The sequence below is a fragment of the Micromonospora sp. M42 genome, assembly GCF_000568915.1.
Taxonomy (GTDB): Bacteria; Actinomycetota; Actinomycetes; order Mycobacteriales; family Micromonosporaceae; genus Micromonospora; species Micromonospora chalcea.
On record NZ_KK037233.1, the window covers coordinates 596,875 to 601,463 of the forward strand.

Consider the following 4,589-nt stretch of genomic DNA (forward strand, 5'->3'; position numbering starts at 1 on the left):
CCGGTGACGAGGTGATGGTCACCGACGGGCCGTTCGCCGAGGGCAACGAGGGCAAGGAGTACCTGGGCGGCGTCACCATCATCCGGGCGCCCGACCTGGATGGACTGGGGCCGCCGGTATGCCCTCGCGACCACGCTGCCGATCGAGGTCCGCCCGTTCCAGGGCGAGGGATGACCGACGTCGAACGGGTCTTCCGGGCCGAGTACGGCCGCGCGGTAGCCGTCCTGGTCCGTCTCCTCGGCGACATCGACCTCGCCGAGGAGGCGGTCCAGGAGGCGTTCACGATCGCGGTGACGCGCTGGGCCGCCGACGGGCCGCCGCCCAGCCCGGCCGGCTGGATCATCACCACCGCCCGGAACCGGGCGATCGACAGGTTGCGCCGCGAGGCCACCCGGACTGCCCGGCACGCCGAGGCCGCCCTGCTGCACGCCGCCGACCCGCCCGCCGAGGAGGGGCCCGTGCCCGACGACCGCCTGCGCCTGATCTTCACCTGCTGCCACCCGGCGCTCGCCGCGCCCGCCCGGGTGGCGTTGACGCTGCGCCTGCTCGGCGGCCTGAGCACCGCCGAGATCGCGCGCGCCTTCCTGGTGCCGGAGCGGACGATGGCCCAGCGCCTGGTCCGGGCCAAGGCGAAGATCCGCGACGCCTGGTATCCCGTACCGGGTGCCGCGCGACGCGGACCTGCCGGACCGGCTGCGCGGGGTCCTCGCGGTGGTACCTGATCTTCAACGAGGGGCACACGGCCAGCGCGGGGGAGCGGCTGGGCCGCGCCGAGCTGGGCGCCGAGGCGATCCGGCTGGGCCGGCTGCTGGTGACGTTGATGCCGGACGAGCCGGAGGCGCTCGGCCTGCTCGCGCTGATGCTGCTCACCGAGGCGCGCCGGGGCGCCCGGACCGGGCCGGACGGAACGCCGGTGTCGCTGTCCGAGCAGGACCGTGGCCGGTGGGACCGGGAGCTGATCGCCGAGGGCCAGGAACTGGTCCGCCGGTGCCTGCGGCGGGGCCGGCCCGGCCCGTACCAGCTCCAGGCCGCGATCGGCGCGGTGCACGCGGACGCGCCGACCGCCGCCGCGACCGACTGGGGACAGATCCTCGCGCTCTACGACCAGTTGGCGGCCGTCGCGCCGGGACCGGTGGTGGCGCTGAACCGGGCGGTCGCGCTGGCCGAGGTACGCGGACCGGCGGCCGCTCTGGCCGAAGTGGACCGGCTGGACCTGACCGGATACCACGTGTGGCACGCGATCCGGGCCGACCTGTTGCGCCGCCTCGACCGTCCGGCGCAGGCCCGGATCGCGTACGACGCGGCGATCGCCGGCACCGGCAACGCGGCGGAGCAGACGTTCCTGCGCCGCGCCCGCGACCGGATGGCGGGATGATCACACCGACAGTGCACGTTGGAGGCCGATAACCCCGGGAAATGAACCGTGATCGTCTGGGCATTGACGCGGCGGCAGGGAAAAGTACACTCCCGATGTAATTAGTTTTTCCGCGCTCCGTCGACCGGCACGAGGTGACGATGAGCCCACCGGCCACCCCCGCCGACGATCAGGGTCTGGCGCTGCACCACGTCGGCGTACGCTTCGGCGGCCTGGTCGCCCTCGACGACGTCTCGCTGCGCGTACCGCCCGGCCGGGTCGTCGGCGTGATCGGGCCCAACGGCGCCGGCAAGACCACGCTGTTCAACGTGGTCTGCGGCTTCGTCCGACCCACCGAGGGCTCGCTCACGCTCGACGGCCGGCCGTTCCGGCCCCGCCCGCACGCCCTCACCCGGCTCGGCATCGCCCGTACGCTGCAGGGCGTCGGCCTGTTCGCCGGGCTGACCGTGCTGGAGAACGTGGTGGCCGGCGCGAGCCACACCGCCCGCGCCGGTTTCGCCGCCGCGCTGTTCGGCCTGCCGCGCAGCGACAACGACGAGCGGCGGCTGCGCGCCCAGGCCCTGGACCTGCTCGCCGAGCTGGGCATCGACAAGCACGCCGACGCCGCGCCGGGCACCCTGCCCTATGCGGTACGCAAGCGGGTCGCGCTGGCCCGCGCGCTGATCGCCCGCCCCCGGCTGCTGCTGCTCGACGAGCCGGCCGGCGGTCTCGGCGCCGACGACGTGGCCGAGCTGGCCGACCTGGTCCGCGCGCTGCCCGACCGGGCCGACGGCTGCGCCGTGCTGCTCGTCGAGCACCACATGGACCTGGTCATGTCCGTCTGCCACGACCTCGTGGTGCTCGACTTCGGCAAGGTGATCGCCGCCGGGGCGCCGGAGAGCATCCGCGACGACCCAAGGGTCACCGAGGCGTACCTGGGCGCCGACGTGCCGGTCGAGGGGAGCACGCCGTGACCGCCGTGCTGGAGGTGGAGGCGCTCAGCAGCGGCTACGGCCCGGTGCCGGTGCTGCGCGACGTCGCGTTCACCGTCCCGGCCGGCACCGTCACCGCCGTGCTCGGCGCCAACGGCGCGGGCAAGACCACGCTGCTGCGTACCCTCTCGGGCCTGCTGCGGCCCACCGGCGGCCGGATCCGGTACGCGGGCGAGGACCTGCGCGGCGTCCGGGTGGAACACCTGGTCCGGCGCGGGCTGGCGCACGTGCCGGAGGGGCGCGGCGTGGTGACCGAGCTGACCGTGGCGGAGAACCTGCGCCTGGGCGGGCTGTGGCGGCGTGACCGGGCCGACGCCCGGCGCGCGCAGGACGAGGTGTACGAGCTGTTCCCAGCGCTGGCCCGCCGCCGCGACCACGCCGGACACCAGCTCTCCGGCGGCGAACGGCAGATGCTCGCGATCGGCCGCGCGCTGATCGCCCGGCCCCGGCTGCTGCTGCTCGACGAGCCGTCGCTCGGGCTGGCGCCCAAGGTCACCGCGCAGATCATGGCGCTGCTGCGGCGGCTGCGCGACGAACGGGGGCTCACCGTGCTGCTGGTCGAGCAGAACGTGCGCTCCGCGCTCTCCGTCGCCGACCAGGGCATCGTCATGTCGCTCGGGCGGGTGGTGACCGCCGCGCCGGCCGCCCGGCTGCGCGACGACGACCAGCTCCGGCACGCGTACCTCGGATTCTAGGAAGGGGTCGCGGATGGAGCGGTTCTGGTTCCTCACCTTCGACGGGCTCGCCGCCGGGGCGGTCTACGCGGCGTTCGCGCTCGCGCTGGTGCTCATCTGGCGCGCCGCCCGGGTGGTCAACTTCGCCCAGGGCGCGATGGCCGTGGCCACCGCCTACGTCGGCTACGCGGTCGTCTCCGCCACCGGCTCGTACTGGCTCGGCCTGGCCGCCGCGATCCTGTCCGGACTGGCCCTGGGCGCGCTGGTGGAGCGGGTGCTGATGCGGTTCGCCGGACCCGGCGGGCCGCTCAACCAGGTGATCGTCGCGCTCGGCCTGGTGCTCGTCATCCAGGCGGTGCTCGGCATGATCTTCGGCAACGAGTACCGGCCCGCCCCGGCGCCGTTCGACACCGACGCGCTCACCATCGCCGGGGTGGCCGCGCTGTCCCCGTACGACCTCTGGGTGCTCGGCGCGGCGCTCACGGTGGTGGCGCTGCTCGCGGTGCTGTTCACCCGCACCCCGATCGGATTGCGGATGCGGGCTGCCGCGTTCGCCCCCGAGGTGTCCCGGCTGCTCGGCGTCAGCGTCGGCCGGATGCTCACGCTCGGCTGGGCGCTCGCCGCCGCCGTCGGCGCGCTGGCCGGGATGCTCGTCGTCCCCACCGGACTCGGCCTGCACTCGCACGCCATGGACCTGGTCTTCGTGATCGCGTTCACCGCCGCCGTGGTCGGCGGCCTGGACAGCCCGGTCGGCGCTGTCGTCGGCGGCCTGCTGGTCGGGCTGATCCTGTCCTACGTCACCGGCTACCTCGGACCGGACACCACCCCGCTGGCCGTCCTGGTGCTGCTGCTGGCCGTCCTGCTGGTCCGCCCCGGCGGGCTCTTCTCCGCGGCGAGAGCGAGGCACGTGTGACGACCACCCCGACCGAGACCGCGCCCGCCACGGCGTCCCCGCTGCGCCGGCTGCTGCCCGGCGCGCCGGCCGGACGCGATCCGCGCGGCTCCACGCTGCTGCGCCACCTGGCCGTGGCCGTGTTCGCCGGCACGCTCGTCGTGCTGGTCACCAACCAGCTCGCGCCGTACCAGAACCTCCAGGTGGCGCGCGTCTGCGCGTTCCTCTGCGTCACCGCCGGGCACACCGTGCTGGTCGGGCTCAACGGCCAGCTCTCGCTCGGGCACGGCGCGCTGATGGCCACCGGCGCGTACACCGTGGCGCTGACCCAGCAGGCCCTCGACGAGCGGGCCGTACGCGGGTGGTGGACGCTGCCGGCGTCGCTGCTCGCGGGGGTCGCGGTGACCGCGCTCGGCGGACTCGTCGTCGGGCTGGCCGCGGCCCGGCTGCGCGGCCCCTACCTGGCCGGCGTGACCCTCGCCGTGGCGACGCTCGTCCCGGCGGTCACCACGATCTTCACCGGCGTGTTCAACGGCGAGCAGGGGCTGTCGTTCCCGGCGCAGACGCCACCGGCCGCGCTCGGCGCCTACTTCCAGCCCGAGCGCTGGCTGGCCTGGATCGCGCTGGCCGCCGCGCTGCTCACCATGCTGCTGCTGGCCAACCTGGTGCGCAGCCGT

3 protein-coding genes and 2 pseudogenes are annotated in these 4,589 nt (G+C 74.9%); all 5 read left to right on the forward strand.

What is annotated here, in order from left to right:
• Positions 1-170: 170 nt before the first annotated feature.
• Positions 171-1,375: pseudogene (locus MCBG_RS02295) on the forward strand (RNA polymerase sigma factor).
• A 140-nt stretch (positions 1,376-1,515) separates the two neighbouring features.
• Positions 1,516-2,328, forward strand: coding sequence for an ABC transporter ATP-binding protein (locus MCBG_RS02300; RefSeq protein ID WP_043330047.1), 813 nt, complete (start codon positions 1,516-1,518; stop codon positions 2,326-2,328).
• On the forward strand, positions 2,325-3,041 hold the full coding sequence (locus MCBG_RS02305) for an ABC transporter ATP-binding protein (RefSeq protein WP_043323500.1): 717 nt from the start codon (positions 2,325-2,327) through the stop codon (positions 3,039-3,041). The genes MCBG_RS02300 and MCBG_RS02305 overlap by 4 nt, the downstream gene beginning before the upstream one ends.
• Positions 3,042-3,054: 13 nt before the next feature.
• A complete protein-coding gene (locus MCBG_RS02310) occupies positions 3,055-3,933 on the forward strand; it encodes a branched-chain amino acid ABC transporter permease (RefSeq protein WP_043323502.1) in 879 nt (292 codons plus the stop codon).
• Positions 3,930-4,589, forward strand: a pseudogene (locus tag MCBG_RS02315) (branched-chain amino acid ABC transporter permease); the annotation flags it as partial. The gene MCBG_RS02310 and the pseudogene MCBG_RS02315, both read left to right, overlap by 4 nt.